The 23,546-nt window shown below is 70.1% G+C and carries 23 protein-coding genes; 18 read left to right on the top strand and 5 right to left on the bottom strand.

Annotated elements, in window-relative coordinates:
- Positions 1–11: 11 nt before the first annotated feature.
- From V6M57_RS00780 to hprK, 4 genes are all read left to right on the top strand, one after another.
- Positions 12–191: a hypothetical protein gene (locus tag V6M57_RS00780; RefSeq protein ID WP_332813063.1), complete on the top strand. Its 180-nt coding sequence runs from the start codon at positions 12–14 to the stop codon at positions 189–191.
- Between the two features lie 282 nt (positions 192–473).
- Complete coding sequence (gene hpf / locus V6M57_RS00775) at positions 474–803, top strand: ribosome hibernation-promoting factor, HPF/YfiA family (protein WP_332813062.1); 330 nt, start codon at positions 474–476, stop codon at positions 801–803.
- A 143-nt stretch (positions 804–946) separates the two neighbouring features.
- On the top strand, positions 947–1,414 hold the full coding sequence (locus V6M57_RS00770; protein ID WP_332813061.1) for a PTS sugar transporter subunit IIA: 468 nt from the start codon (positions 947–949) through the stop codon (positions 1,412–1,414).
- Between the two features lie 20 nt (positions 1,415–1,434).
- A complete protein-coding gene (gene hprK, locus V6M57_RS00765; protein ID WP_332813060.1) occupies positions 1,435–2,385 on the top strand; it encodes an HPr(Ser) kinase/phosphatase in 951 nt (316 codons plus the stop codon).
- On the opposite strand, the gene fur is transcribed toward hprK, so the two are convergent.
- Complete coding sequence (gene fur / locus V6M57_RS00760; protein ID WP_332813059.1) at positions 2,382–2,825, bottom strand: ferric iron uptake transcriptional regulator; 444 nt, start codon at positions 2,823–2,825, stop codon at positions 2,382–2,384. The genes hprK and fur overlap by 4 nt on opposite strands.
- Before the next feature lie 74 nt (positions 2,826–2,899).
- Between fur and V6M57_RS00755 the strand changes: the two genes are divergently transcribed.
- From V6M57_RS00755 to V6M57_RS00700, 12 genes are all read left to right on the top strand, one after another.
- The gene (locus V6M57_RS00755) at positions 2,900–3,451 is read left to right on the top strand and encodes an outer membrane protein assembly factor BamE (RefSeq protein WP_332813058.1); all 552 of its coding nucleotides are present in this window, start codon (positions 2,900–2,902) and stop codon (positions 3,449–3,451) included.
- Between the two features lie 7 nt (positions 3,452–3,458).
- Complete coding sequence (gene dapB, locus V6M57_RS00750; protein ID WP_332813057.1) at positions 3,459–4,280, top strand: 4-hydroxy-tetrahydrodipicolinate reductase; 822 nt, start codon at positions 3,459–3,461, stop codon at positions 4,278–4,280.
- Between the two features lie 37 nt (positions 4,281–4,317).
- Positions 4,318–4,971: a MotA/TolQ/ExbB proton channel family protein gene (locus tag V6M57_RS00745; protein WP_332813056.1), complete on the top strand. Its 654-nt coding sequence runs from the start codon at positions 4,318–4,320 to the stop codon at positions 4,969–4,971.
- On the top strand, positions 4,971–5,384 hold the full coding sequence (locus V6M57_RS00740; RefSeq protein ID WP_332813055.1) for an ExbD/TolR family protein: 414 nt from the start codon (positions 4,971–4,973) through the stop codon (positions 5,382–5,384). Before V6M57_RS00745 ends, V6M57_RS00740 begins: the two co-directional genes overlap by 1 nt.
- A 32-nt stretch (positions 5,385–5,416) precedes the next feature.
- Complete coding sequence (gene leuS / locus V6M57_RS00735) at positions 5,417–8,059, top strand: leucine--tRNA ligase (protein ID WP_332813054.1); 2,643 nt, start codon at positions 5,417–5,419, stop codon at positions 8,057–8,059.
- Positions 8,059–8,550, top strand: a complete 492-nt coding sequence (locus V6M57_RS00730) for an LPS-assembly lipoprotein LptE (RefSeq protein WP_332813053.1) — start codon at positions 8,059–8,061, stop codon at positions 8,548–8,550. Before leuS ends, V6M57_RS00730 begins: the two co-directional genes overlap by 1 nt.
- Before the next feature lie 143 nt (positions 8,551–8,693).
- Complete coding sequence (gene rocD / locus V6M57_RS00725; protein ID WP_332813052.1) at positions 8,694–9,932, top strand: ornithine--oxo-acid transaminase; 1,239 nt, start codon at positions 8,694–8,696, stop codon at positions 9,930–9,932.
- 32 nt (positions 9,933–9,964) lie between these two features.
- Positions 9,965–11,062, top strand: coding sequence for a DNA polymerase III subunit delta (gene holA, locus V6M57_RS00720; protein ID WP_332813051.1), 1,098 nt, complete (start codon positions 9,965–9,967; stop codon positions 11,060–11,062).
- A gap of 55 nt (positions 11,063–11,117) precedes the next feature.
- The gene (locus tag V6M57_RS00715) at positions 11,118–12,401 is read left to right on the top strand and encodes a glutamate-5-semialdehyde dehydrogenase (RefSeq protein WP_332813050.1); all 1,284 of its coding nucleotides are present in this window, start codon (positions 11,118–11,120) and stop codon (positions 12,399–12,401) included.
- Between the two features lie 5 nt (positions 12,402–12,406).
- Positions 12,407–13,417 (top strand): DUF6352 family protein, encoded by a 1,011-nt coding sequence (locus V6M57_RS00710; protein ID WP_332813049.1) that lies wholly within the window; start codon positions 12,407–12,409, stop codon positions 13,415–13,417.
- A gap of 76 nt (positions 13,418–13,493) precedes the next feature.
- Positions 13,494–14,789: a glutamate--cysteine ligase gene (gshA, locus tag V6M57_RS00705; protein ID WP_332813048.1), complete on the top strand. Its 1,296-nt coding sequence runs from the start codon at positions 13,494–13,496 to the stop codon at positions 14,787–14,789.
- Between the two features lie 117 nt (positions 14,790–14,906).
- The gene (locus tag V6M57_RS00700) at positions 14,907–16,775 is read left to right on the top strand and encodes a potassium transporter Kup (RefSeq protein WP_332813047.1); all 1,869 of its coding nucleotides are present in this window, start codon (positions 14,907–14,909) and stop codon (positions 16,773–16,775) included.
- Between the two features lie 164 nt (positions 16,776–16,939).
- On the opposite strand, the gene V6M57_RS00695 is transcribed toward V6M57_RS00700, so the two are convergent.
- Positions 16,940–17,803 carry a transporter substrate-binding domain-containing protein gene (locus V6M57_RS00695; protein WP_332813086.1) on the bottom strand — a complete coding sequence of 288 codons (864 nt, stop codon included), beginning with the start codon at positions 17,801–17,803 and terminating at the stop codon, positions 16,940–16,942.
- Positions 17,804–17,968: 165 nt separating this feature from the next.
- Between V6M57_RS00695 and V6M57_RS00690 the strand changes: the two genes are divergently transcribed.
- Entirely contained in the window at positions 17,969–18,679 is a 711-nt protein-coding gene (locus V6M57_RS00690) for a glutathione S-transferase N-terminal domain-containing protein (protein WP_332813046.1), read from the top strand.
- 26 nt (positions 18,680–18,705) lie between these two features.
- Positions 18,706–19,653, top strand: a complete 948-nt coding sequence (gene gshB / locus V6M57_RS00685; protein WP_332813045.1) for a glutathione synthase — start codon at positions 18,706–18,708, stop codon at positions 19,651–19,653.
- 6 nt (positions 19,654–19,659) lie between these two features.
- Here the strand turns inward: gshB and V6M57_RS00680 are convergent, their stop codons facing one another.
- The 3 genes from V6M57_RS00680 to V6M57_RS00670 form a co-directional block, all read right to left on the bottom strand.
- On the bottom strand, positions 19,660–20,424 hold the full coding sequence (locus V6M57_RS00680) for a class II glutamine amidotransferase (protein WP_332813044.1): 765 nt from the start codon (positions 20,422–20,424) through the stop codon (positions 19,660–19,662).
- A 59-nt stretch (positions 20,425–20,483) separates the two neighbouring features.
- Positions 20,484–20,696: a cysteine-rich CWC family protein gene (locus V6M57_RS00675; protein ID WP_332813043.1), complete on the bottom strand. Its 213-nt coding sequence runs from the start codon at positions 20,694–20,696 to the stop codon at positions 20,484–20,486.
- Positions 20,697–20,757: 61 nt separating this feature from the next.
- Positions 20,758–23,520, bottom strand: coding sequence for a sensor histidine kinase (locus tag V6M57_RS00670; RefSeq protein WP_332813042.1), 2,763 nt, complete (start codon positions 23,518–23,520; stop codon positions 20,758–20,760).
- Between the last annotated feature and the right edge of the window lie 26 nt (positions 23,521–23,546).

The raw sequence follows: 23,546 nt of genomic DNA, 5'->3' as shown, positions 1-23,546 counted from the left end.
GGCCTGCAAGCATGTTGACCGAATCGAAGACGCCCACCAAGTTCGCCGAAACGCCGCGCGACAAGCCCCGCAGCGACCGCATCGAGCACGCGAACCTGGAGCGCCGGCCCGGCGCCCAGGCCCATCCCAGCTTCGGCGGCACCGGCTGGGCCCGCTACGTCGATCGCGACGCGCGCTGGCGCTGGCAGTGAGCGAGTGAGCGCGCGCACCGCGCGCACGGCACCACGCAGAAGGCGGCTTCCGGGCCGTCTTTTTTCTTGTGCCCGCGTCGGCTCGCGCACCCGGAGGGCCGCCGCTCGGACGGCCGCGCTCCGGCGGGCGGACGCCCGGCCTTTTTTGTTTCCGATTGACGTGTGGCAATTGCTTTTCGGGGGGGTGGCGGGCATAGTGGTTTGCAAGCGCTTCGAATTCTTTCCTGGGCCTGCCGGGTTTCGTGGCTGGCCCTCCCACCGAGCGAACCAGGAGGCTCCAGCATGAACTTGACGATCAGCGGTCACCACCTCGAAGTCACCCCCGCGCTGCGCAGTTACGTGACCACCAAGCTCGATCGCATCACCCGCCACTTCGACCAGGTGGTCAACATCAAGGTTCTCCTCACCGTCGTCAAGCAGAAGGAAAAGGAACGAAGGCAGCGCGCCGAGTGCCGCATCCACGTCAAGGGCAACAGCATGTTCGCCGAAAGCGCCCACGAGGACCTGTACGCGGCCCTCGACGAACTGGTCGACAAGCTCGACCGCCAGGTCGGCCGCCACAAGACCCGCCTGCAGGACCACCACCACCCCGCTCCCAAGCGGGTGATGTAGCCGGCAGCGGCGCAAGCCACGCTGGGGCCCTGCGGGGCCCCGTTTTTTTTTGTCCGCCGGTGCCGTTGTTTTGCCGCCGCGCCGGCGGCGGTGCGGCGCGGCGATGGGCGCGGGACGGCGTGCATAATCGCCCCTTCCCGACCATGAACCGCCTCGCAGCCATCCTGCCCGCCGCCCAGGTTCTCGTGGGCGTCGACGCGACCAGCAAGAAGCGCGCATTCGAGGAAGCCGGCCTGCTGTTCGAGAACCTGCACGGCCTGTCGCGCGCGCTCATCACCGACAGCCTGTTCGCCCGCGAACGGCTGGGCTCGACCGGGCTCGGGCATGGCGTGGCGATCCCGCACGGCCGCATCAAGGGGCTGAAGTCGCCGATGGCGGCGCTGTTCCAGCTGGCCCACCCGATCGGCTTCGATGCACCCGACGAGCTGCCGGTCAACCTGCTGATCTTCCTGCTGGTGCCCGAGGCGGCGACCCAGAAGCACCTGGAAATCCTGTCCGAGATCGCCGAGCTGCTGTCCGATGCGCCGCTGCGCGAGAAGATCAAGGCGAGCGCCTCCGCGGCCGAGCTGCACGGCCTGATCGCCAACTGGCAGTCGGCGCAGCCGGCCTAGCCAGCGCCCGCCGCACGCGCGTGAAGCCCACCGTCGTCAGCGCCGACGTCCTGTTCGAGGACCATCGGGCGCAGCTCAAGTGGGAATGGATCGCGGGGCTGGGCGCGTCCGAGCGGCGCTTCGACGAGGTGGCCGTGCGCGCCGCCCGCTCGGGCGCCGACCTGGTCGGCTACCTGAACTACATCCACCCCTACCGGGTACAGATCCTGGGCGAGCGCGAGATCGCCTACCTCACCAACAAGACCGAGGAGGACTGCGCCCGCCGCATCGCCCGCATCGTGACGCTGGAGCCGCCGGTGCTGGTGCTGACCGACGGGCAGTTGCCGCCGGAGGCGCTGCTGTCGATGTGCGAACGGGCCCAGATCCCGATGTTCGCCACGCGCGAGGCCTCGGCCTTCGTGATCGACGTGCTGCGCGCCTACCTGTCGCGCCACTTCGCCGAGCGCACCACCATGCACGGCGTCTTCATGGACATCCTGGGCGTGGGCGTGCTGATCACCGGCGAGAGCGGGCTGGGCAAGAGCGAGCTGGGGCTGGAGCTGATCACCCGCGGCAACGGCCTGGTCGCCGACGACGCGGTCGACCTGTACCGGGTCAACCAGACCACCATCGAAGGCCGCTGCCCCGAACTGCTGCAGAACCTGCTGGAGGTGCGCGGCATCGGCCTGCTGGACATCCGCGCGATCTTTGGCGAGACCGCGGTGCGCCGCAAGATGCGCCTGCGCCTGATCGTGCACCTGGTGCGCCGCGAGACGCTGGAGCGCGACTACGAGCGCCTGCCCTACGAGCCGCTGGTGCAGGACGTGCTGGGCGTGCCGGTGCGCAAGGCGGTGATCCAGGTGGTGGCCGGCCGCAACATCGCCGTGCTGGTGGAAGCGGCGGTGCGCAACACCATCCTGCAGCTGCGCGGGGTCGACACCTACCAGGAGTTCGTCGAGCGCCACCGGCGCGCGATGGAAAAGGACGGCTAGCCCTGGCCCCTGCCCTTGGGCCGGTACGGGCAATCCGCCTTGGTGCAGCGGGCGTACAGGCTCAGCGCGTGGTCCTCGATGTGGAAGCCCTTGGCCTTGGCCACCGCCTGCTGGCGCTTCTCGATCTCGGCGTCGTAGAACTCCTCGACCCGGCCGCAGTCCAGGCAGACCAGGTGGTCGTGGTGCGTGCCTTCGTTCAGCTCGTACACCGCCTTGCCGCTCTCGAAATGGCTGCGCGAGAGGATCCCGGCCTGCTCGAACTGGGTGAGCACCCGGTAGACGGTGGCCAGCCCGATGTCGGAGCGCTCCTCCAGCAGCACCCGGAACACGTCCTCGGCCGTCATGTGGCGCTGCGAGCCGCGCTGGAACACCTCCAGGATCTTCAGCCGCGGAAGCGTCGCCTTCAGGCCGGTGTTTTTCAGTTCGTCGATGGTCGCCATGGGTGCCGCGCGGCAGGCCCGCACGGGGGCTGCCGCTACAATCGTTCGATCATATCGCCTGCCCCCTGGAATCCATGGTTTCGCTGCGCATCAGCCTCTTCCGCCCGGGCCTCGCGTTCGCGGCCTGCGCGGCGCTGGCCGGCTGCGGCACCGTCGACGGCGTCAGCCACCGCATCGCCTCCGCGGTCACGCCCTACAAGATCGAGGTGGTGCAGGGCAATTTCGTCTCGAAGGAGCAGGTCGAGCTGCTCAAGCCGGGCATGGGCCGCCAGCAGGTGCGCGAACTGCTGGGCACGCCGCTCGTGCACAGCGTGTTCCACGAGGACCGCTGGGACTACGTGTTCACCTTGAGGCGCCAGGGCGTCGACGAGCCGCCGCGGCGCCTGACGCTGTACTTCAGGGGCGACGTGCTGGACCGCTTCGAGGGCGACGCCATGCCCAGCGAGGCCGAGTTCGTCGCCTCCATCGGTGCCAAGCCGAAGGACGCGCGCACGCCGGTGCTGCAGGCCAGCCCCGAGCAGCTGCAGCGCGCCGCCGGCAAGGCGGCGGCGGATCCGGTCGCCCCGTCCGCGGCGCCGGCGCCGGCACCCGCCTCGTACCCGCCGCTCGAGCCCGCCGGGCGCTGAAATCCGCATGGCTCCCTCCGGCGCAGACCTGCACCCCGTCGCCGTGGCCGGCGCCAGCGGCCGCATGGGCCAGATGCTGATCGAGGCCATCCGCGCCTCCGGCGACTGCCGGCTGGCCGGCGCCATGGACCAGCCCTCCAGCCCCGCCATCGGCAATGACGCGGCCGCCTTCCTCGGCGTCGCCAGCGGCGTGCCGGTGGTGTCGGACGTGCGCGCCGGCCTGGCGCACGCGAGGGTCCTGATCGACTTCACCCGGCCCGAGGGCACCCTGGCCCACCTGGCGGCCTGCCGCGAGCTCGGGGTCCAGGCGGTGATCGGCACCACCGGCTTCTCGGAAGCGCAGAAGCAGCAGATCGCCGATTGCGCGCGCGACATCGCCATCGTGATGGCCCCCAACATGAGCGTGGGCGTCAACGTCACGCTCAAGCTGCTCGAGATGGCCGCCAAGGCGCTGTCCACCGGCTACGACATCGAGGTCATCGAGGCCCACCACCGCCACAAGGTGGATGCGCCCTCGGGCACGGCCCTGAAGATGGGCGAGGTGATCGCCGCGGCCCTCGGCCGCGACCTGAAGCAGTGCGGGGTGTTCGCGCGCGAGGGCGTCACCGGCGAGCGCGACCCGTCCACCATCGGCTTCTCGACCATCCGCGGCGGCGACATCGTGGGCGACCACACCGTGCTGTTCGCCGGTACCGGCGAGCGCATCGAGATCACGCACAAGTCGTCCAGCCGCGCCACCTACGCCCAGGGCAGCCTGCGCGCGGTGCGCTTCCTCGCCGGCCGGCGAAGCGGCCTGTACGACATGTTCGACGTGCTGGGCCTGAGGTGAGGCGCGCGCCGGTGGGCGCGCCAGCGGGAGGGGAGCTATGGGCATTGCGCAGCTGTTGGGCCAGACCGATGCGATCGGCCGCGCCGTCGCGCTGCTGCTGCTGCTGATGTCGGTGGCCAGCTGGGTGGTCATCCTCTGGAAGGCCTGGCTGCTGCGCCGCGCCGGCGCCGACGTGGCCCGCGCCACCGCCGCGTTCTGGCAGGCGCCCTCGCTGGCCGAGGCGCGAGAACGCGTGGGCGCCTTCGACCGCGAGGGGCTGGTGCTGCCGCTGATCGCCTCCACCGCCGCCCAGGCGCCGGGCTCGCTGGCCGCCGCCGGCGACCGCTCGCAGCAACTCACGCGCGGCCTGCGCGACGCGCTGCATGCCGGGGTCGACAAGCTGCAGTTCGGCCAGGTGCTGCTGGCATCGGTGGGTTCCACCGCGCCCTTCGTCGGCCTGCTCGGCACGGTCTGGGGCATCTACCACGCGCTCACCGGCATCGCCACGGCGGGGCAGATCAGCGTCGACCAGGTGGCCGGCCCGGTGGGCGAGGCCCTGATCATGACCGCCGCGGGGCTGGCCGTCGCGATCCCCGCCGTGCTGGGCTACAACGTCTTCGGCCGCCGCATCGGCCGCATCGAGGCCGACCTGGAGGGCTTCGCGCGCGACCTGCGCGAGCTGGCCGCCGCGCCGGCGGCGGAGCAGCCCTGATGCCCTTCGGCCGCCTCGAGCGGCGCGAAGCGCCGCGCCCCATCAGCGACATCAACGTCACCCCGATGGTCGACGTGATGCTGGTGCTGGTCGTCATCCTGATCATCACCGCGCCGCTGATGGCCAGTTCGCTGCGGCTGGACCTGCCGCGTGCGCAGGGCGCCCAGCCGACCGACGCGCAGCGTTTCGTCACGGTCGGCATCACGCCTGCCGGCGAGGTGTTCCTGGACGACCGGCCGGTCAGCGCCGAACAGCTGGCCCAGGCGCTGGCGCAGGCCGCCGCCCGCAGCCGCGACACCGAGGTGCAGCTGCGCGCCGACCGGACGGTTCCCTACGGCAAGGTGGTGGAGGTGATGGGCGCGGCGCAGAAAGCGGGACTGAACCGGATCGGCTTCATCGCGCAGCCGCGCTGAGCCGGACCTACCCCCACCCTACAATTTCCACCATGCAAGACAAGTACAACCACCACGAGGTCGAGAAGGCCGCGCAGGCGCACTGGATCGCGCGCGATGCCTACCGCGTGGTCGAGGACGCGCGACGAAAGAAGTTCTACGCCTGCTCGATGCTGCCGTATCCCAGCGGCAAGCTGCACATGGGACACGTGCGCAACTACACGATCAACGACATGTTGACGCGGTACCTGCGCATGAACGGCTACAACGTCCTAATGCCCATGGGCTGGGACGCCTTCGGCCTGCCGGCGGAGAACGCGGCGCTGAAGAACGGCGTGCCGCCGGCGAAGTGGACGTACGAGAACATCGCCTACATGAAGGGGCAGATGCAGGCGATGGGCCTGGCCATCGACTGGTCGCGCGAGGTCGCCACCTGCGACCCCAGCTACTACAGGTGGAACCAGTGGCTGTTCCTGAAGATGCTGGAAAAGGGCATCGCCTACCGCAAGACCCAGGTGGTGAACTGGGACCCGGTCGACCAGACGGTGCTGGCCAACGAGCAGGTGATCGACGGCAAGGGCTGGCGCACCGGCGCCGTGGTCGAAAAGCGCGAGATCCCGGGCTACTACCTGAAGATCACCGACTACGCCGCCGAACTGCTCGACCACGTGCAGCACAACCTGCCGGGCTGGCCCGAGCGCGTCAAGCTGATGCAGGAGAACTGGATCGGCCGCAGCGAGGGCGTGCGCTTCGCCTTCCCGCACGACATCCGCGGCGAGGACGGCCAGCCGATCGGCGGTGGCCGCATGCACGTGTTCACCACGCGCGCCGACACCATCATGGGCGTGACCTTCTGCGCGGTGGCGCCGGAGCACCCGCTGGCCGCGCACGCCGCCCGCGGCAACCCGAAGCTGGCCGCCTTCATCGAGGACTGCAAGAAGGGCGGCACCACCGAAGCCGAACTGGCGCTGCGCGAGAAGGAGGGCATGCCCACCGGCCTGCACGTCACGCACCCGCTCACCGGCCAGCCGGTCGAGGTGTGGGTCGGCAACTACGTGCTGATGGGCTACGGCGATGGCGCCGTCATGGGCGTGCCCGGCCATGACGAGCGCGACTTCGCCTTCGCGCTCAAGTACGGCCTGCCGATCCTGCAGGTGGTGCAGGTGGACGGCGAGACCTACGACTACCACCGCTGGCAGGACTGGTATGCCGACAAGGAGCGCGGGGTCACCATCAACTCCGACAACTTCAGCGGATACGGCTACCAGCAGGCGGTCGATGCGGTGGCCCACGCGCTGCAGCAGCAGGGGCTGGGCGAAAAGAAGACCACCTGGCGGCTGCGCGACTGGGGCATCAGCCGCCAGCGCTACTGGGGTACCCCGATCCCCATCATCCATTGCGACGAGCACGGCGCCGTGCCGGTGCCCGAGAACGACCTGCCGGTGGTGCTGCCGCAGGACTGCGTGCCCGACGGCAGCGGCAACCCGCTGAACAAGCGCGAGGACTTCCTGAAGTGCAGCTGCCCGGTGTGCGGCAAGCCGGCACGGCGCGAGACCGACACCATGGACACCTTCGTGGATTCGTCCTGGTACTTCATGCGCTACTGCGACCCGAAGAACGACCGGGCCATGGTGGCCGAGGGCACCCGGTACTGGATGCCGATGGACCAGTACATCGGCGGCATCGAGCACGCCATCCTGCACCTGCTGTATGCGCGCTTCTGGACCAAGGTGATGCGCGACCTCGGGCTGGTGAAGATCGACGAGCCGTTCACGAAGCTGCTGACCCAGGGCATGGTGCTCAACGAGGCGTTCTCGCGCACCACCACCGGCAAGCAGTACTTCTGGGCGCACGAGCTGGACATCCTGCGCGACGAGCATGCCAAGGTGATCTCGGCCACCGCCAGGGCCGACGGCCAGCCGGTCACCTACGAGGGCTGGACCACCATGTCCAAGTCCAAGAACAACGGGGTCGACCCGCAGGACCTGATCGAGCAGTACGGCGCCGACACCGCGCGCCTGTACACCATGTTCACCGCGCCGCCGGAGGCCACGCTGGAGTGGAACGACGCCGCCCTGGAAGGCAGCCACCGCTTCCTGCGCCGGGTCTGGCAGTTCGGCCACAAGCTGTCGACGGGCGGCGCCGTGGCCGGCCACCTGCAGCAGCTGGGCGCGCCGGCCGGGCTCGGCAAGGCGGCCAAGGCGCTGCGCCATGAAGTGCACACCGTGCTCAGGCAGGTCGACTACGACTACGTCCGCATGCAATACAACACGGTGGTGTCGGGCGCGATGAAGATCCTCAACGCGCTGGAGGACTTCCGTGGCGGGGGCGACGAGCCGGGCGCGGCCGCCGCGCAGGCCGAGGGCTTCGGCATCCTGCTGCGCGTGCTCTACCCCGTCACCCCGCACGTGACGCATGCCCTCTGGGACGCGCTGGGCTACGTGGAGCTGCACGGCGACCTGCTCGACGCGCCCTGGCCGCAGCTCGACGAGCAGGCGCTGGAACAGGAGGAGGTCCAGCTGGTGCTGCAGGTCAACGGCAAGCACCGCGGCTCGCTGTCGGTGCCGGCGGGTGCCGGGCAGCAGGAGATCGAGCGGCTGGCGCTGGCCAGCGAGGCGTTCGCCAGGTTCGGCGGCGGCGCCACCCCGAAGAAAGTGGTGGTCGTGCCCGGCCGCCTGGTCAACGTGGTGGTCTGATGCAGCGCCGCCCGTTGCTGGCCGCCGCGGCGCTCGCGCTGGCGGGTTGCGGGTTCCGGCTGCGCGAGGCCCCGGACTTCGCGTTCGACTCGATCGCCATTCCGGGCTCGACCTCGGGCGTGGGCGCGCAGCTGCGCCGCACCCTGGCAGGCAGCGGCGATGTGCGCGTGCTGGCGCCCGGCGAGCCGCCCAGCCAGGCCCAGGTGGTGCTGGATGTCATCGCCGAGCAGCGCGAGAAGGTGGTGGTCGGCCTGAACGCCACCGGCCAGGTGCGCGAGTTCCAGCTGCGCACGCGCTTCACGTTCCGCCTGCGCACGGCGCAGGGCCGCGAGCTGATCCCCGCGACCGAACTGGTCCAGGAGCGCGACGTCAGCTTCAACGAGTCGGCGGTGCTGGCCAAGGAGGCCGAGGAAGGCCTGCTGTACCGCGACATGCAGAACGACCTGGTGCAGCAGCTGATGCGGCGGCTGGCGGCCGTCAAGAGCATCTAGCCGCACGGCCGGGAAGTCGCGGGGTATCGCGGCCCTGTCCGGGCCGGTTGAGCCGCTGGATGCGGCTTTCTCCGACGCCAACCCGACCGGGCCCTGCGTACAGTGGCTCAGCGAGGGGCCCCCATGGGCCCGGGAGAGCCGCGATGGACAGCCAGACAGCGCCCGGCAGCGGCGACTACGTCGCCCTGGAGGCGCGCTACGGCGCGCACAACTACCAGCCGGTGCCGGTGGTGGTGGCACGGGCGCTGGACTGCCTGGTCTGGGACGTGGAGGGGCGCGAGTACATCGACATGATGGGCGCCTACTCCGCCGTCAGCCACGGCCACCTGCACCCGCGGCTGGTGGCGGCGGCGCGCGCCCAGCTCGAGCGCGTGGCGGTGACCTCGCGCGCCTACTACGGCGACACGCTCGGGCCCTTCCTGGCCCGCCTGTGCTCGCTGGCCGGCTTCGACCGGGCGCTGCCGATGAACACCGGTGCCGAGGCGGTGGAGACCGCGATCAAGTGCGCGCGGCGCTGGGGCTACCGGATCAAGGGCATCCCCGACGGGCAGGCCGAGATCCTGGTGGCGCGCGGCAACTTCCATGGCCGCACCAGCACCATCGTCGGCTTCTCCAGCGAGCCGGAGTACCGCGCCGGCTTCGGCCCGTTCGCGCCCGGCTTTCGCCACTTCGACTTCGGCGACATGGGCAGCGTGCGGGCGGCGGCCGGGCCGAACACCTGCGCCGTGCTGGTCGAGCCGATCCAGGGCGAGGCGGGCGTGGTCGTGCCGCCGCCGGGGTTCTTCCGCGAGCTGCGCGACTGGTGCACGCACCACCGGGTGCTGCTGGTCGACGACGAGGTGCAGGCCGGGCTGGGGCGCACCGGGCGCTGGTTCGCCTTCGAGCACGAAGGCATCCGCCCCGATGCGCTGGTGCTGGGCAAGGCGCTGGGCGGCGGGCTGCTGCCGGTCAGCGCCTTCCTGGCCGACGAGGAGGTGATGGGGGTGTTCGATCCGGGCAGCCACGGCTCCACCTTCGGCGGCAACGCGCTGGCCGCCGCCGTGGCGCTGGAGGGCCTGCGCGTGCTGCAGGAGGAGCGGCTGGTCGAGCGCGCCGCCGAGCTGGGCCCGTACCTGATGCAGAGTCTGCAGGACGTGCAGCGGGCGGCCCGGCCCCTGATCCGGGACGTTCGCGGGCGCGGCCTGTGGGTGGGCGTGGACATAGACCCTGCGCACGGGTCCGCCCGCGCACTGGTCGAGCAGCTGGCGCGGCGCGGCGTGCTGTCCAAGGAGACCCATGAAACCGTGATCCGCTTCGCGCCGCCGCTGACCATCGCGCCGGCGCTGATCGACCGCGCGGTCGACACCTTCCGGCAGGTGGCGCTGCAGGCGCTCCAGCGCTGAGCGCAGCACGGCGGGGCCTACACTAGCGGCCCATGCAAGTTGCCGCCGCCCAGCTCGCCGCGCACCTCGGCAAGGGGCTCAGGCCGCTGTACGTGCTGCACGGCGACGAGCCGCTGCTGGTGCAGGAGGCGGCGGATGCGATCCGTGAAGCGGCGCGCGCCGCCGGCTATTCGGAGCGCAGCGTCCATACGGTGGCCGGCGCGCATTTCGACTGGAGCGCGGTGCTGGCGGCCGGCGGCTCGCTCAGCCTGTTCGCCGATCGCCAGATGGTCGAAGTGCGCATCCCCTCGGGCAAGCCGGGCAAGGAGGGCAGCGCAGCCCTGCAGCAGATGGCCGGACAGGCCGCGGGCAACGACAGCACCCTGACCCTGGTGCTGCTGCCCAGGCTGGACTTCCAGACCCGCAAGTCGGCCTGGTTCGGCGCGCTGGAAGGCGCCGGGGCGTCGGTCGAGCTGCCGCCGGTGGAGCGCGCCGCCCTGCCGCAGTGGATCGCCCAGCGGCTGGCGCGGCAATGCCAGCGGGTGGCCGCGGGCGAGGAAGGCCAGCGCACGCTGCAGTTCTTCGCCGACCGGGTGGAAGGCAACCTGCTGGCGGCCCACCAGGAGATCCAGAAGCTGGGCCTGCTGTACCCGGCCGGCGAGCTGGGATTCGGGCAGGTCGAGAGCGCCGTGCTCAACGTCGCCCGCTACGACGTCTTCAAGCTGTCGGAGGCGGCACTGGCCGGGCAGCTCGCGCGGGTGCAGCGCATGCTCGACGGCCTGCAGGCCGAGGGCGAGGCCCAGGTGCTGGTGCACTACACGCTGGCCGAGGACATCCGGGCGCTCAAGCGGGTCAAGGATGCGATCGCCGCCGGCCGCCCGCTGCCGCTGGCGCTGCGCGAGCAGCGGGTCTGGGGCCTGAAGGAGCGGCTGTTCGAGCGGGTGCTGCCGCGGCTGTCCCCGATGGCGCTGGACAACCTGCTGCAGGCCGCCCATGTGGTCGACGGCATCGTCAAGGGACTCAAGGCCCCGGGCTGGCCGCCGGACGGGTGGCAGGCGCTGCACCGGCTGGCCAGCGAGCTGTGCCTCGCGGTTGCGGCCGTCCCGCCCCCGGCGGCCGGGGGCGGGCGCAGCGCGGGCGCTCGCGCCTGACCCGGCGCCCGGGGGCCTCGCCCCCGCCTCCAGGCGGCAGGGGATAATTCCGGCCATGAACGCGTTGAACGTCGCCGAGTCCATGCAGACGCTGGGCCTGCAGGCCCGCCAGGCCAGCACCCGCATGTCGGCGGCCTCGGCGGCCGACCGGAACGCGGCGCTGCGCGCGCTGGCCCGCAAGCTGCGCTCCTCGATGGGCGTCCTGGAGACCGACAACCGCAAGGACATCGAGCGTGCCCGGGCAGCCGGCCTGTCCGCGCCCATGATCGATCGCCTGAAGCTCACGGACCGGATCGTCGAGACGCTGGCCGAGGGCTGCGAACAGCTGGCCGCCATGCCGGACATCGTCGGCGAGATCAGCGGCATGACGCAGCAGCCCAGCGGCATCCGGGTCGGCCGCATGCGGGTGCCGATCGGGGTGTTCGGCATGGTGTTCGAGAGCCGCCCCAACGTGACCGTCGAGGCCGCCAGCCTGTCGATCAAGAGCGGCAACGCCTGCATCCTGCGCGGCGGCTCGGAGGCGATCGAGTCGAACAAGGCGCTGGCCCGGCTGGTGCGCGAAGCGCTGGCCGAGGCCGGCCTGCCCGAGGACGCGGTGCAGCTGGTGCAGACCACCGACCGGGAGGCCGTGGGCCAGCTGATCGCCATGCCGCAGTACGTGGACGTGATCATCCCGCGCGGCGGCAAGGGCCTGATCGAGCGCATCAGCCGCGAGGCGAAGGTGCCGGTGATCAAGCACCTGGACGGCAACTGCCACACCTACGTCGACGACCCCTGCGACCTGGCGATGGCCACCCGGCTGGTGGACAACGCCAAGACCCAGAAGTACAGCCCGTGCAACGCCAGCGAAGGGCTGCTCGTGGCGCGCGGGATCGCCGCCGAATTCCTGCCGAAGATCGGCGCGGTGCTTGCGGCCAAGGGCGTGGAGATGCGCTGCGATCCCGAGGCCCGGGCCATCCTGGCGGATGCGGCGCCGGGCGACCTGCTCAAGGACGCCACCGAGCAGGACTGGTACGAGGAGTACCTCGCCCCCATCATCAGCATCAAGGTGGTGGCCGGCCTGGACGAAGCGATCGCCCACATCAACCACTACGGCAGCCACCACACCGATGCCATCGTCACGCGCGACCACGTGCACGCCCAGCGCTTCCTGCGCGAAGTCGATTCCGCGAGCGTGATGGTCAATGCGAGCACCCGCTTCGCGGACGGCTTCGAGTACGGGCTGGGCGCGGAAATCGGCATCAGCACCGACAAGTTCCACGCCCGCGGGCCGGTGGGCATCGAGGGGCTCACCTCGCTGAAGTGGGTGGTGCTCGGCCAGGGCGAGACGCGAAGCTAGCCGCCATGCCCGACTTCTGGCGCGGCTGCGGCTGGCGGCTTCTGCAACCCGGCCCCGAAGGCCAGCTCACCGTCACCGACGACTTCCTGCGCAGCCTGCTGCTGCGGCCCGAACTGGCGCCGGTGCCCGAATCCTGCGACAGCGAACGCTCGCTGCACCAGTGGCTGCTGGACCACCCGCGGCAGCCGGTCGACCCCGCCCGCCTGCACACCCTCGCCGACCCGGACGCGCAGTCCAACTACGAGGTCTGGCTGCGATTCCGTGGCCGCCTGCTCGCCGGCCCGACCCTCGAAGCCAGCTACCTGCAGCTGTTCCGCGCCGACGTCGACGTGCCGCCGGTCCTGGTGCACCTGCTCACCCAGGTGCTGCTGCGGCAGATTCTGGGCGAGGAAGCGACGCCGATGCAGGCGCGGGCAGCCGAGATGCTGTTCCGCCCCCAGCGCATCGCCATCCAGGACGACGGCCAGGTGATGGCGGCCGACGAGGAGACGGTCGAGCGCCAGGCCGAGGCCAGCTTCGGCGGAATCGGGCAGCTGCTGCGCCAGGCCGGGGCCACGCCGCGCACCGCCGAGCTGGATGTGCTGAACGATGCCAACGCCGGCGACTACTGGGCGCGCAGCGAAGCGCACGATTTCGTCATCGCCCTCAACCACGGGCAGTCCGCCCTGGACGCGCTCTGCCGCGTGATCGAGCGCTGGGTCGGACACTTCCTGGCGGTCGAAGTGCGGGTGCAGCCCGAGCGCGAAATCGACGAGGACCACTGGGTCTGGCACGTCGGCCTGGACGCGCAGGCGAGTGCCGTGCTCAACGCGCTGTACCGGGGCGAGGAGATCGAACCCGCCCAGGGCAAGCGCATGCTGTGCCTGTTCCGGCTGGAGTTCGGCGACCCGCGGCTGGTGGCGCCGCAGGTGGCCGGCCATCCGGTGTACCTGGCGATGGCGATGGACGAAGACCAGCGGCTGCGGCTGAAGCCGCAGAACCTGCTGCTGAACCTGCCGCTGGCGCGCCAGGGGTGAGCGCCGCCGCGCCTTGCAAGCTGCGCCGGCGGCCCCAGATTTCTACAATCGTCGAACCCCCGCGATCGAAGGCTGCATGGTTCCCCACCTCATCACCGCCCTGACCGGGCCGATCAACGAACTCGAGCAGCGCGTACTCGAATCGATGCCTGCCATCGAGCGCTGGTTCCGGCTGGAGTGGATGGAGCACACGCCGCCCTTCTACACCTCGGTGGACCTGCGCAACGCCGGCTTCAAGCTGGCGCCGGTGGACACCAACCTGTTCCCGGGCGGCTGGAACAACCTGACCCCGGAGATGCTGCCGCTGGCGGTGCAGGCGGCGATGGCGGCGATCGAGAAGATCTGCCCGGAGGCCAAGAACCTGCTGGTGATCCCGGAGAACCACTCGCGCAACACCTTCTACCTGGCCAACGTGCTGCAGTTGCAGCGCATCTTCCACATGGCCGGCCTGAACGTGCGCATCGGCTCGATCAACCCGGACATCAAGGAGCCCACCACGGTGCGCCTGCCCACCGGCGAGGCGATCCTGCTGGAGCCGGTGGTGCGCAGCCAGGGCCGCCTCGGGCTGAAGAACTTCGACCCCTGCACCATCCTGCTCAACAACGACCTGTCGGCCGGCGCGCCCGGCATCCTGGAAGACCTGCACGAGCAGTACCTGCTGCCGCCGCTGCACGCGGGCTGGTCGGTGCGGCGCAAGAGCCGCCACTTCCAGAGCTACGAGGAGGTCTCCAAGCGCTTCGGCAAGATGCTGGGCATCGATCCTTGGCTGGTGAACCCCATGTTCAACCGCTGCGGCGAGATCAACTTCGCCGAGGGCGCCGGCATGGACTGCCTGACCACCAACGTCGATGCGCTGCTCACCCGCATCCGGCGCAAGTACAAGGAATACGGCATCAACGAGAAGCCGTTCGTGGTGGTCAAGGCCGACAACGGCACCTACGGCATGGGCATCATGACCGTGCGCGACGTCAAGGACCTGGAGCAGCTCAACCGCCGCACCCGCAACAAGATGGGCGTGGTCAAGGACGGCCGGCCGGTGCAGGACGTGATCATCCAGGAGGGCGTGCAGACCTACGAGCGCATCCAGGACGCCGTGGCGGAACCGGTCGTCTACATGATGGACCGCTACGTGGTCGGCGGCTTCTACCGGGTGCACCCCGAGCGCGGCATCGACGAGAACCTGAATGCGCCCGGGGCCGGCTTCGTGCCGCTGGCTTTCGCCGAAAGTACGCGCTTGCCTCAGCCGGGCGAAAAGCCGGGCGCCAGCGCCCCCAACCGCTTCTACATGTACGGCGTGATCGGCCGGCTCGCCATGCTGGCGGCCAGCTACGAGCTGGAGGCCACCGACCCGCACGCCGAGAGTTACGACTGAACGGCCGGGCGCCAGTTGCTGCGCTGCAACATCGCAGGCTGAAGAGCTGCGCAGGCGTCGCACAATACGCGGTCCCGGGTTGTCCCGATTGCACCCGCGCGAAGACGGGGCTCCTTCGTGCAAACAAGCAAAAACTCGCTCGCGGCACTCACCCTCGGCGCCATCGGCGTCGTCTACGGCGACATCGGCACCAGCGTCCTGTACGCGGTCAAGGAGGTGTTCGGCTCCGGCCACGTGCCTTTCACGGCGGGCAACGTGTACGGGATCCTGTCGATCTTCTTCTGGACGCTGACGGTCATCGTCACGATCAAGTATGTCGTCCTGGTCCTGCGCGCCGACAACAACGGCGAGGGCGGATTGGTCGCGATGCTGGCGCTGGCCTCGCAGGCGATCAAGGACAAGCCGCGACTGCGGGCCCTGCTGCTGGCCGTGGGCATCTTCGGGACTTGCCTGTTCTACGGCGACGGCGTGATCACGCCCGCGATATCGGTGCTGTCGGCCATGGAGGGCCTCGAAGTGGTCTCGCCGCGGTTCGTCGACTGGGTGATCCCGCTGACGCTGCTGATCCTGTTCGGCCTGTTCGCGTTCCAGAAACACGGCACCAGCGGCGTCGGGCGCTACTTCGGGCCGGTCACCTCCCTGTGGTTCGTGGTGCTGGCGGTGCTGGGCGTGTCCAACATCGTGGACCACCCGCAGATCCTCACGGCCATCAGCCCGCACCACGCGGTGGGATTCATGTGGCGCAACCCGGGCACCACCTTCATCATCCTGGGCGCGGTGGTGCTGTGCGTCACCGGCGCGGAGGCGCTCTATGCCGACCTGGGGCACTTCGGCAAGAAGCCGATCCGGCTGGCCTGGTTCGCCATCGTCATGCCGGCGCTCACGCTCAACTACTTCGGGCAGGGCGCGCTGCTGCTGGAGCGGCCGGAAGCGGTCAAGAATCCCTTCTACATGATGGCGCCCGACTGGGCGCTGCTGCCCCTGGTGGGGCTGGCGACGGCGGCCACCGTGATCGCCTCCCAGGCGCTGATCACCGGCGCCTTCAGCGTCACCAAGCAAGTGCTGCAACTGGGGTACCTGCCGCGCCTGAACGTGCAGCACACCAGCGTCAGCGCGACTGGCCAGATCTACATTCCCTTCGTCAACTGGGGCCTGTTCGTGGCCATCGTGCTGGCGGTGGTTCTGTTCCGCTCGTCCAGCAACCTGGCGGCGGCGTACGGCATCGCGGTGACGCTGGACATGCTGATCACGACCGTGCTGACCTTCTTCGTGATCCGCTACGGCTGGCGCTATCCGCTGTGGCTGTGCATCCTGGCGACCGGCTGGTTCTTCGTGGTCGACCTGACCTTCTTCGCCTCCAACCTGCTCAAGGTGCTGCACGGCGGCTGGTTTCCGCTGGTCATCGGCGGCGCGATCTTCACGCTGATGATGACGTGGAAGCGCGGCCGCGCCATCCTCAACGAAAAGCTGCTCAGTGACGCCATCGACCTCAAGAGCTTCCTGGACGCGGTGTTCGTCAGCCCGCCGACGCGGGTGGAGGGCACGGCGGTGTTCATGGCGGCGGAGCCGGGCGCGGTGCCCAATGCGCTGCTGCACAACCTCAAGCACAACAAGGTGCTGCACGAGCAGAACCTGTTCGTCACGGTGCGCAGCCACGAGGTGCCGTGGATCGGCATGGGCAAGCGGCTGGAGGTGGAGTCGCTCGGGCGCAACTGCTGGCAGGTGGTGATCCACTACGGCTTCAAGAACGACTACGACGTGCCGCGTGCGCTGGAGCAGCTGCGCGGCCGCGGCTGCGAGCTGCAGCCCATGACCACCAGCTACTTCCTGTCGCGCGACCTGGTGGTGCCCACCCTGGGCGGCGGCATGGCGCCCTGGCGCGAGAAGCTGTTCGCGCAGATGCACCACAACGCGGGTGCGGCCGCGGAGTACCTCAACCTGCCGAGCAACGCGGTGGTGGAGCTCGGGGCGAAGGTCGAGATCTAGGAACGAAGGACGGGGCGCCCTGCGTCCGTTTCTGGGACCCGGCGTCCGCCTCCAGGGCATTCCGCCTCTGGGCCGGGGCGTTCGGCCCCCTGGGGCCGGGGCGTTCGCCTCTGGGCCCCGGCGTTCGCCGGGGCGGCCACCTGCGGCGGCGCGCTGCGCCGCCTTCAGGTGGCCGGCTTGTCGCTCTGGGCCTTCAGGTTCTCCTTCAGCTCGGGCGCCATCGGGAAGCCGAGGTTCGCGTTGCGCGGCGGGATGGGCGAGGTGAACCACCTGGCATACAGCTTCTCGAAGGAGCCGTCCTTCATCATGCCGCCGATCACGCGGTTGACCAGCGCATGGAACCGCGGGTCGTCCTTGCGCAGCATGCAGGCATACGGCTCCACCTGCAGCGCCTCGCCGACCACCTCGCAGTCGGCCGGGGTGCGGTCGCTGGCCTTCAGGCCGTACAGCAGGATGTCGTCCATGCCGAAGGCGACGGCGCGGCCGGACTCCACCAGCAGCTTGGATTCGGCGTGGTCCTTGGCTGCGATGATGTTCATGTCCAGGTTCTTGTCGGCGTTGTGCTTGCGCATGACCTGGAAGTTGGTGGTGCCGGTGGTGGTGGCCACGGTCTTGCCGGCCAGGTCGGCCCAGTCCTTGATGCCGCTGCCCTTCTTCACCAGCAGGCGCGTGCCGGTGTAGAAGTGGTTGATCGCGAACTGCACGTCCTTGCCGCGGGCGCTGTTGTTGGTGGTGGAGCCGCATTCCAGGTCCACCGTGCCGTTGGTCGGCAAGGGGATCCGGTTGGCCGAGGTCACCGCCTGCCAGCCCACCTCCAGGTTGGGCTTGTTGGTGACCTTCCGGACCTCGGCGGCGATGGCCTCGGAGATCTCCACCATCATCCCCACCGGCTTCTCGGGCCCGGCCAGGTAGCTGAAAGGCACCGAGGCCTCGCGGTAGGCCAGCGTGATCCGGTTGCTGTCGGCCACCTTCTTGAGCGTGTCGGCGCTCGCGCCGGCCGCCGCCAGGGCCAGCGCCAGGGGAACCAGGAATAGCTTGTTCGTTCGGACTCCTGTCGAACGGGGTCGCAGCCCATCGCTGCCGGGCCAGTGTAGGCAGGTTGCACGGCGCGGCGTCTCCGCGCAAACCCATGCCGCGCCGCCCGGAAAATCCACACGCCGTGGCCCCCGGGGCAGGCGTGCTACGGTGTCGGCATGACAACGGACCTGTCCAAATTCCCCGTCACCCGCAAGTGGCCGGCGCAGCACCCCGACCGGCTGCAGCTGTATTCGCTGACCACACCCAATGGCGTGAAGGTGTCGATCGCGCTGGAGGAAACCGGCCTGCCCTACGAGGCGCACCGGGTCGATTTCGAGAACCAGGACCAGCTCTCGCCCGAGTTCCTGTCGCTCAATCCGAACAACAAGATCCCGGCCATCCTCGACCCCGACGGCCCGGGCGGGCGGCCGCTGGCGCTGTTCGAGTCCGGCGCCATCCTGCTGTACCTGGCCGAGAAGACCGGCCAGCTGCTGCCGCGCGATGCGGCGCTGCGCTGGCAGGCGGTGCAGTGGCTGATGTTCCAGATGGGCGGGGTCGGGCCGATGTTCGGCCAGGTCGGCTTCTTCCACAGGTTCGCCGGCAAGGACTTCGAGGACAAGCGCCCGCGCGACCGCTACGTCGCCGAAGCGAAGCGCCTGCTGGCCGTGCTGGACCAGCGCCTGGGCGAAAGCGCCTGGCTTGCCGGACCCGAGTACGGCCTGGCCGACATCGCGACCTTCCCCTGGGTGCGCAACCTGGTCGGCTTCTACGGCGCCGGCGAGCTGGTGGAGTTCGAGCGGTTCGCGCATGTGCGCCGCGCCCTCGATGCCTTCCTTTCGCGCCCGGCCGTGCAGCGCGGTCTCGCCATCCCGGCGCCGCGCACCTGAACGCCCCGCCACTGCCACGCCAAACGATGAAGCTGCTCTTCGTTGCCGATCCGCTGGAGGCCTTCAAGGTCTACAAGGACACCACCTTCTCCATGATGCGCGAGGCGCAGCGGCGCGGCCATGCGGTCGCCGCGTGCGAGCCGCGCCACCTGTCGTGGCGCTCGGGCGGGCCGGTGCAGGCCCGCGTGCGCGAGATCCGGCTGACCGGATCGGACGAGGACTGGTTCGTCGAGACGGCGGACGGCGTGCGCGCGCTGAGGGATTTCGATGCGGTGCTGATGCGCAAGGACCCGCCCTTCGATCCGGAGTACTTCTACGCCACCCACCTGCTGGAGCAGGCCGAGCGCGAGGGCGCGCGCGTGTTCAACAGCCCGCGGGCGCTGCGCGACCACCCGGAAAAGCTGGCGGTGATGGAGTTCCCGCAGTTCGTCGCGCCCACGCTGGTGACGCGCGACCCCGAGGAGGTCAGGCGCTTCCACGCCGAGCACCGGGAGATCATCCTCAAGCCGCTGGACGGCATGGGCGGCATGGGCATCTTCCGGGTCGGCGCCGACGGCCTGAACCTGGGCTCGATCACCGAGACGCTCAACGGGCAGGGCGACACCACCATCATGGTGCAGCGCTTCGTGCCCGAGATCGTGCAGGGCGACAAGCGCATCCTGGTGATCGGCGGCCAGCCGGTCCCGTTCAGCCTGGCGCGCATCCCGCAGGGATCGGAAGTGCGCGGCAACCTGGCCGCCGGCGGCAAGGGAGTGGCGCAGCCGCTCACGCCGCGCGACCGCGAGATCGCGCAGGCGCTCGGGCCGTTGCTGGCGGCGCGCGGCCTGCTGCTGGTGGGCCTGGACGTGATCGGCGACTGGCTCACCGAGATCAACGTCACCAGCCCGACCTGCTTCCAGGAGATCCACCAGCAGGCCGGCTTCGACGTGCCGGCGATGTTCGTCGATGCGCTGGAGGCGGCACTGGCCGGATGAGCCGGTTCAGGCCAGGGCGCTGCCGTCCACGAACACGCGCAGTTCCCCCGGCTGCATGGCGGCCCAGTGCTCGTTCACCGTCAGCGGCGCGGTGACCACCACCGCCACCCGGTCCTGCGGCGTGGTGTGGCGGGCGAAGTCGATCGACAGGTCCTCGTCCCTGAGGCGGGCATGCGCGAAAGGATGCTTGCGCTCGACATGGAAGAGGCTGGTGGCGCAATGCGCCCACAGGGCCTCGCCATTGGACAGCAGGAAGTTGAACGGACCGTGCCGCGCGATGCGGGGCGCCAGTTCGCGCAGCGTGAGCGTCAGCTCCTGCACGCTGGGCACGCCGGCGTGCGACTTGCGCAGCTCCTGCAGGATCCAGCAGAAGGCACGCTCGCTGTCGGTGCTGCCCACCGGCTGGAAACCGGCGTGCAGCCGCGGCTGGAAGTCCTTCAGGTCGCCGTTGTGGGCGAACACCCAGTAGCGCCCCCACAGCTCGCGCACGAAGGGGTGGCAGTTCTCCAATGCCACTTCGCCCTGGGTGGCCTTGCGGATGTGGGCGATGACGTTGCGGCTCTTGATCGGATAGCGGCGGATCAGCTCGGCGACGGGCGACCGGGAAGCCGGCTCGTGGTCGACGAAGTGGCGCAGGCCCCGTCCTTCGAAGAAGGCGATGCCCCAGCCGTCGGCGTGGTGGTCGGTGCGCCCGCCGCGCTGTGCAAAACCGGTGAAGCTGAACGTGATGTCCGTGGGTGTGTTGCAGTTCATCCCGAGCAGCTGGCACATGCGGCCATTATTCGCGAGCGCCGCCCGCCGCGGGCGCTGCGGGGCGGAAGCGCCCCGGGCTAGCGTGCGCTGCCGGCTGCGCAGGCCGGGCAGATGCAGGCCCTGGCCGTCGCTTCCGCCGGCACCCGGGCGAGCAGCTCGGGTGCGAAGTCGACGCCGGTGCACCAGCAGGGCGGCTGCGGCCGGCCGCTGGCCTTCTCCAGCTCATGGGCGCAGCGGTTGGCCTGCCCGCACAAGGGGCAGAGCATCGGGTCCACGGGGTGGCAGTGCATGCCCCGCAGTCTAGCCAGGCCGGGCGGCCGGCGCGCCGAGGCTGGCTGCCGCGCGGCCGGGCTACTGGATCGGCGTCGCCGGCTGCGGGGTCGCCGGCGCGGCTGCCGCGGCGGACCCGGCGGCATCGATGCGTGCCAGTCGCATGCGGAAGCAGGCTCCGGCCCCGGTCCCCGGCACCAGCTCCAGCGTCCCGCCCAGCCGCCGCACGATCTGCCAGCTGATGGCCAGGCCCAGGCCGGCGCCCTGCATGCCCGGCAGGCGGGGCACTCCGCCGCGGGTGAACTTGGAGAACAGCCGGTCCTGCACCTCGGGTGCGATGCCGGGGCCGTTGTCCTGCACGGTCAGCTCGTAGTGGCCGTCGTCCAGCCGGCTGGTGATGAGCACCCGCGGGGCCCGATCGGTGTTGTGCCGGATCGCATTGGAGATCAGGTTGATGAAGACCTGGCTCAGGCGATCGGGGTCGGCCATCACGCAGGGCCCCTTGTCGTGCGGCGTGCGCACCACTTCCAGGCGGGCCGAGCTGGACAGGCCGCGGCAGATGTTCACCGCGCTTTCCAGCGCCACGTCCGGGTCGATGGCGCGCAGCGCCCAGGTGCTGTGCCCGCCTTCGAGCACGCTCAGCTCCAGGATGTCGTCGAGCAGGCGCGTCATGCGGATGCTCTCGTCGTGGATGATGCGCAGGAAGCGCTCGGACTGGGCCCGCTCCAGGCCGGGAGTCTGCAGCAGGATCTCGGAGAACGAGCGGATCGAGGTCATGGGCGTGCGCACCTCGTGGCTGACCTGGCTGAGGAAGTCGTCCTTCTGGCTGTCCAGGGCCTTGAGCCGCTCGTTGGCCACGCGCAGTTCCCGCGCCGTCTCGGCCAGTTCCCTGGACTGCGTCTCCAGCTGCCGGCTGTAGTCGCGCACCCGCTGGGTCTCGTCGGCGATCTGCAGCAGCCCGGCCAGGCTGATGGTCTCGCCGGTGACCACCTGCGAGACCATCGCGCGCGCCGATGCCGCGCCGACGCTGCCGGCCAGCCTGCGCTCGAGCTCGGTGATCAGCACGTCGTCGGCGACCGGGTCGCCGGGCGCCGGGTTGCCGCCGTGGCCGCCGGCGGCGAACAGCCGCCGCGCCTCGTCGACCCCGATCAGCCGTTGCGCCAGCACGTTGAGGTCATAGGTGTCGGCCGAGCGGCTGACGAAGCGCGAGGTGTCCGCGCTGCCCCGGCGGAAGACGTCGACGAACAGCGTGGCCTGCAGGTGCTCCAGCGGGCGCGGCTCACGCATCAGCGAGACGCCGATGAACACCGCGGTGTTGAAGGTCAGGCTCCAGAACACCGAGTGCACCAGCGGATCGACGCCGTGCATGCCGAACAGCTGCTGCGGCCGCAGCCAGGGCAGCCCGAACGGGCCCTCGGCGATGTCGGTCGGCGACAGCAGCCACGCGCCCTGGAAGCTGGGCAGCAGCAGCGTATAGGCCCACATGGCGGCGCCCACGGCCAGCCCGGCCACCGCGCCGCGGGCGGTGGCATGGCGCCAGAACAGGCCGCCGATCAGGCAGGGCAGCAGCTGTGCCGCGCCGGCGAAGGCGGTCAGGCCGATCGATGCCAGCGGGTTGAAGCGGGCGCTCAGCCGGAAGTAGACGAAGGCCAGCAGCAGGATCAGGCAGATGCTCACGCGCCGGCTGCGGATCAGCATGCGGCGCACGTCGCCGCTGGCGTTGATCGAGACCCACGGCAGCCGCAGCGCCAGCGGCAGGAGGATGTGGTTGGAGATCATGGTCGACAGCGCGATCGCCGCCACGATCACCATCGAGGTCGCCGCCGAGAAGCCGCCCAGGAACGCCAGCAGCGCCACTTCCTGCCGGCCGGCCCACATCGGCAGGGTGAGCATGAACATGTCGGGGTTGGCACCGGCCGGCAGCAGCGACAGGCCGGCGATCGCGATCGGCAGGATGAACAGGCTGATCAGGAACAGGTACAGCGGGAACAGCCAGGCGGCGGTGCGCAGGTGGCGCTCGTCGCCGATCTCCACCACCGTCACCTGGAACTGGCGTGGCAGGCAGATCACCGCGGTGGCCGACAGGAAGCACAAGGTGACCCAGCGCGGCCCGAACACCTCCTGCGCATGCAGCATGTCGGCCGGCATGCGGGCGAAGACGTCCGCCGGACCGGCGCCGATGCCGAACACCACCAGCAGCCCGACCGCCAGCATGGCCACCAGCTTGACGACGGCTTCCAGCGCAATGGCCGCCACCACCCCGGGATGCCGTTCGCTGGCATCGATGTTGCGGGTGCCGAACAGGATGGTGAACACCGCCATGCCGGCGGCGATCCAGAAGGCGAGGTGGAAGTTGGGCCGCGCGCTGTAGAAGCCCGACAGGGCGGCCGGCCCCGAGCCGCTGATCACCTGGAAGCTGGTGGTCACGGCCTTGAGCTGCAGCGCGATGTACGGCGTGGAGGCCGCCACCACGATCACGGTGACCAGGGCGGCGAGCCCGGCGCTCTTGCCGTAGCGCGAGGACAGCATGTCGGCGATCGAGGTGATGCGGTGCCGCTGCCCGATGCGCACCAGCTTGCGCAGGAACAGCCACCAGCCGACGAAGACCAGCGTGGGCCCCAGGTAGATCGTCACGTACTCCAGGCCGTTGCGGGCGGCCGAGCCCACCGCACCGTAGAAGGTCCAGGAGGTGCAGTAGATCGAGATCGACAGCGTGTAGGTGACCGGCGACTGCAGCCAGCCCAGCTGCCCCTGGCGCGCACGGCTGTCGCCGAGGAAGGCGACGCCGAACAGCACCGCGACGTACAGCAGCGCGGTCGCAAGGATCAGGTTGCCCGAGAGCATAGGCGTGCGGCCGGCTGTGCTTCAGC

Origin of the sequence: Ramlibacter sp., assembly GCF_036676645.1 — a bacterium.
Classification (GTDB): Bacteria; Pseudomonadota; Gammaproteobacteria; order Burkholderiales; family Burkholderiaceae_C; genus Ramlibacter.
This window is presented reverse-complemented; position numbering and strand designations above follow the sequence as displayed.

Bases quoted from the DNA above. Each gene is read 5' to 3' on its own strand.
- V6M57_RS00740 (WP_332813055.1), top strand. From the start codon at position 4,971: ATGCCCTTCGGCCGCCTCGAGCGGCGCGAAGCGCCGCGCCCCATCAGC.
- V6M57_RS00670 (WP_332813042.1), bottom strand. From the start codon at position 23,520: ATGCTCTCGGGCAACCTGATCCTTGCGACCGCGCTGCTGTACGTCGCG.
- leuS (WP_332813054.1), top strand. From the start codon at position 5,417: ATGCAAGACAAGTACAACCACCACGAGGTCGAGAAGGCCGCGCAGGCG.
- V6M57_RS00730 (WP_332813053.1), top strand. From the start codon at position 8,059: ATGCAGCGCCGCCCGTTGCTGGCCGCCGCGGCGCTCGCGCTGGCGGGT.
- V6M57_RS00770 (WP_332813061.1), top strand. From the start codon at position 947: ATGAACCGCCTCGCAGCCATCCTGCCCGCCGCCCAGGTTCTCGTGGGC.
- V6M57_RS00680 (WP_332813044.1), bottom strand. From the start codon at position 20,424: ATGTGCCAGCTGCTCGGGATGAACTGCAACACACCCACGGACATCACG.
- V6M57_RS00675 (WP_332813043.1), bottom strand. From the start codon at position 20,696: ATGCACTGCCACCCCGTGGACCCGATGCTCTGCCCCTTGTGCGGGCAG.
- V6M57_RS00780 (WP_332813063.1), top strand. From the start codon at position 12: ATGTTGACCGAATCGAAGACGCCCACCAAGTTCGCCGAAACGCCGCGC.
- gshB (WP_332813045.1), top strand. From the start codon at position 18,706: ATGAAGCTGCTCTTCGTTGCCGATCCGCTGGAGGCCTTCAAGGTCTAC.
- holA (WP_332813051.1), top strand. From the start codon at position 9,965: ATGCAAGTTGCCGCCGCCCAGCTCGCCGCGCACCTCGGCAAGGGGCTC.
- V6M57_RS00690 (WP_332813046.1), top strand. From the start codon at position 17,969: ATGACAACGGACCTGTCCAAATTCCCCGTCACCCGCAAGTGGCCGGCG.
- V6M57_RS00745 (WP_332813056.1), top strand. From the start codon at position 4,318: ATGGGCATTGCGCAGCTGTTGGGCCAGACCGATGCGATCGGCCGCGCC.
- V6M57_RS00715 (WP_332813050.1), top strand. From the start codon at position 11,118: ATGAACGCGTTGAACGTCGCCGAGTCCATGCAGACGCTGGGCCTGCAG.
- V6M57_RS00710 (WP_332813049.1), top strand. From the start codon at position 12,407: ATGCCCGACTTCTGGCGCGGCTGCGGCTGGCGGCTTCTGCAACCCGGC.
- rocD (WP_332813052.1), top strand. From the start codon at position 8,694: ATGGACAGCCAGACAGCGCCCGGCAGCGGCGACTACGTCGCCCTGGAG.
- hpf (WP_332813062.1), top strand. From the start codon at position 474: ATGAACTTGACGATCAGCGGTCACCACCTCGAAGTCACCCCCGCGCTG.
- V6M57_RS00755 (WP_332813058.1), top strand. From the start codon at position 2,900: ATGGTTTCGCTGCGCATCAGCCTCTTCCGCCCGGGCCTCGCGTTCGCG.
- fur (WP_332813059.1), bottom strand. From the start codon at position 2,825: ATGGCGACCATCGACGAACTGAAAAACACCGGCCTGAAGGCGACGCTT.
- gshA (WP_332813048.1), top strand. From the start codon at position 13,494: ATGGTTCCCCACCTCATCACCGCCCTGACCGGGCCGATCAACGAACTC.
- dapB (WP_332813057.1), top strand. From the start codon at position 3,459: ATGGCTCCCTCCGGCGCAGACCTGCACCCCGTCGCCGTGGCCGGCGCC.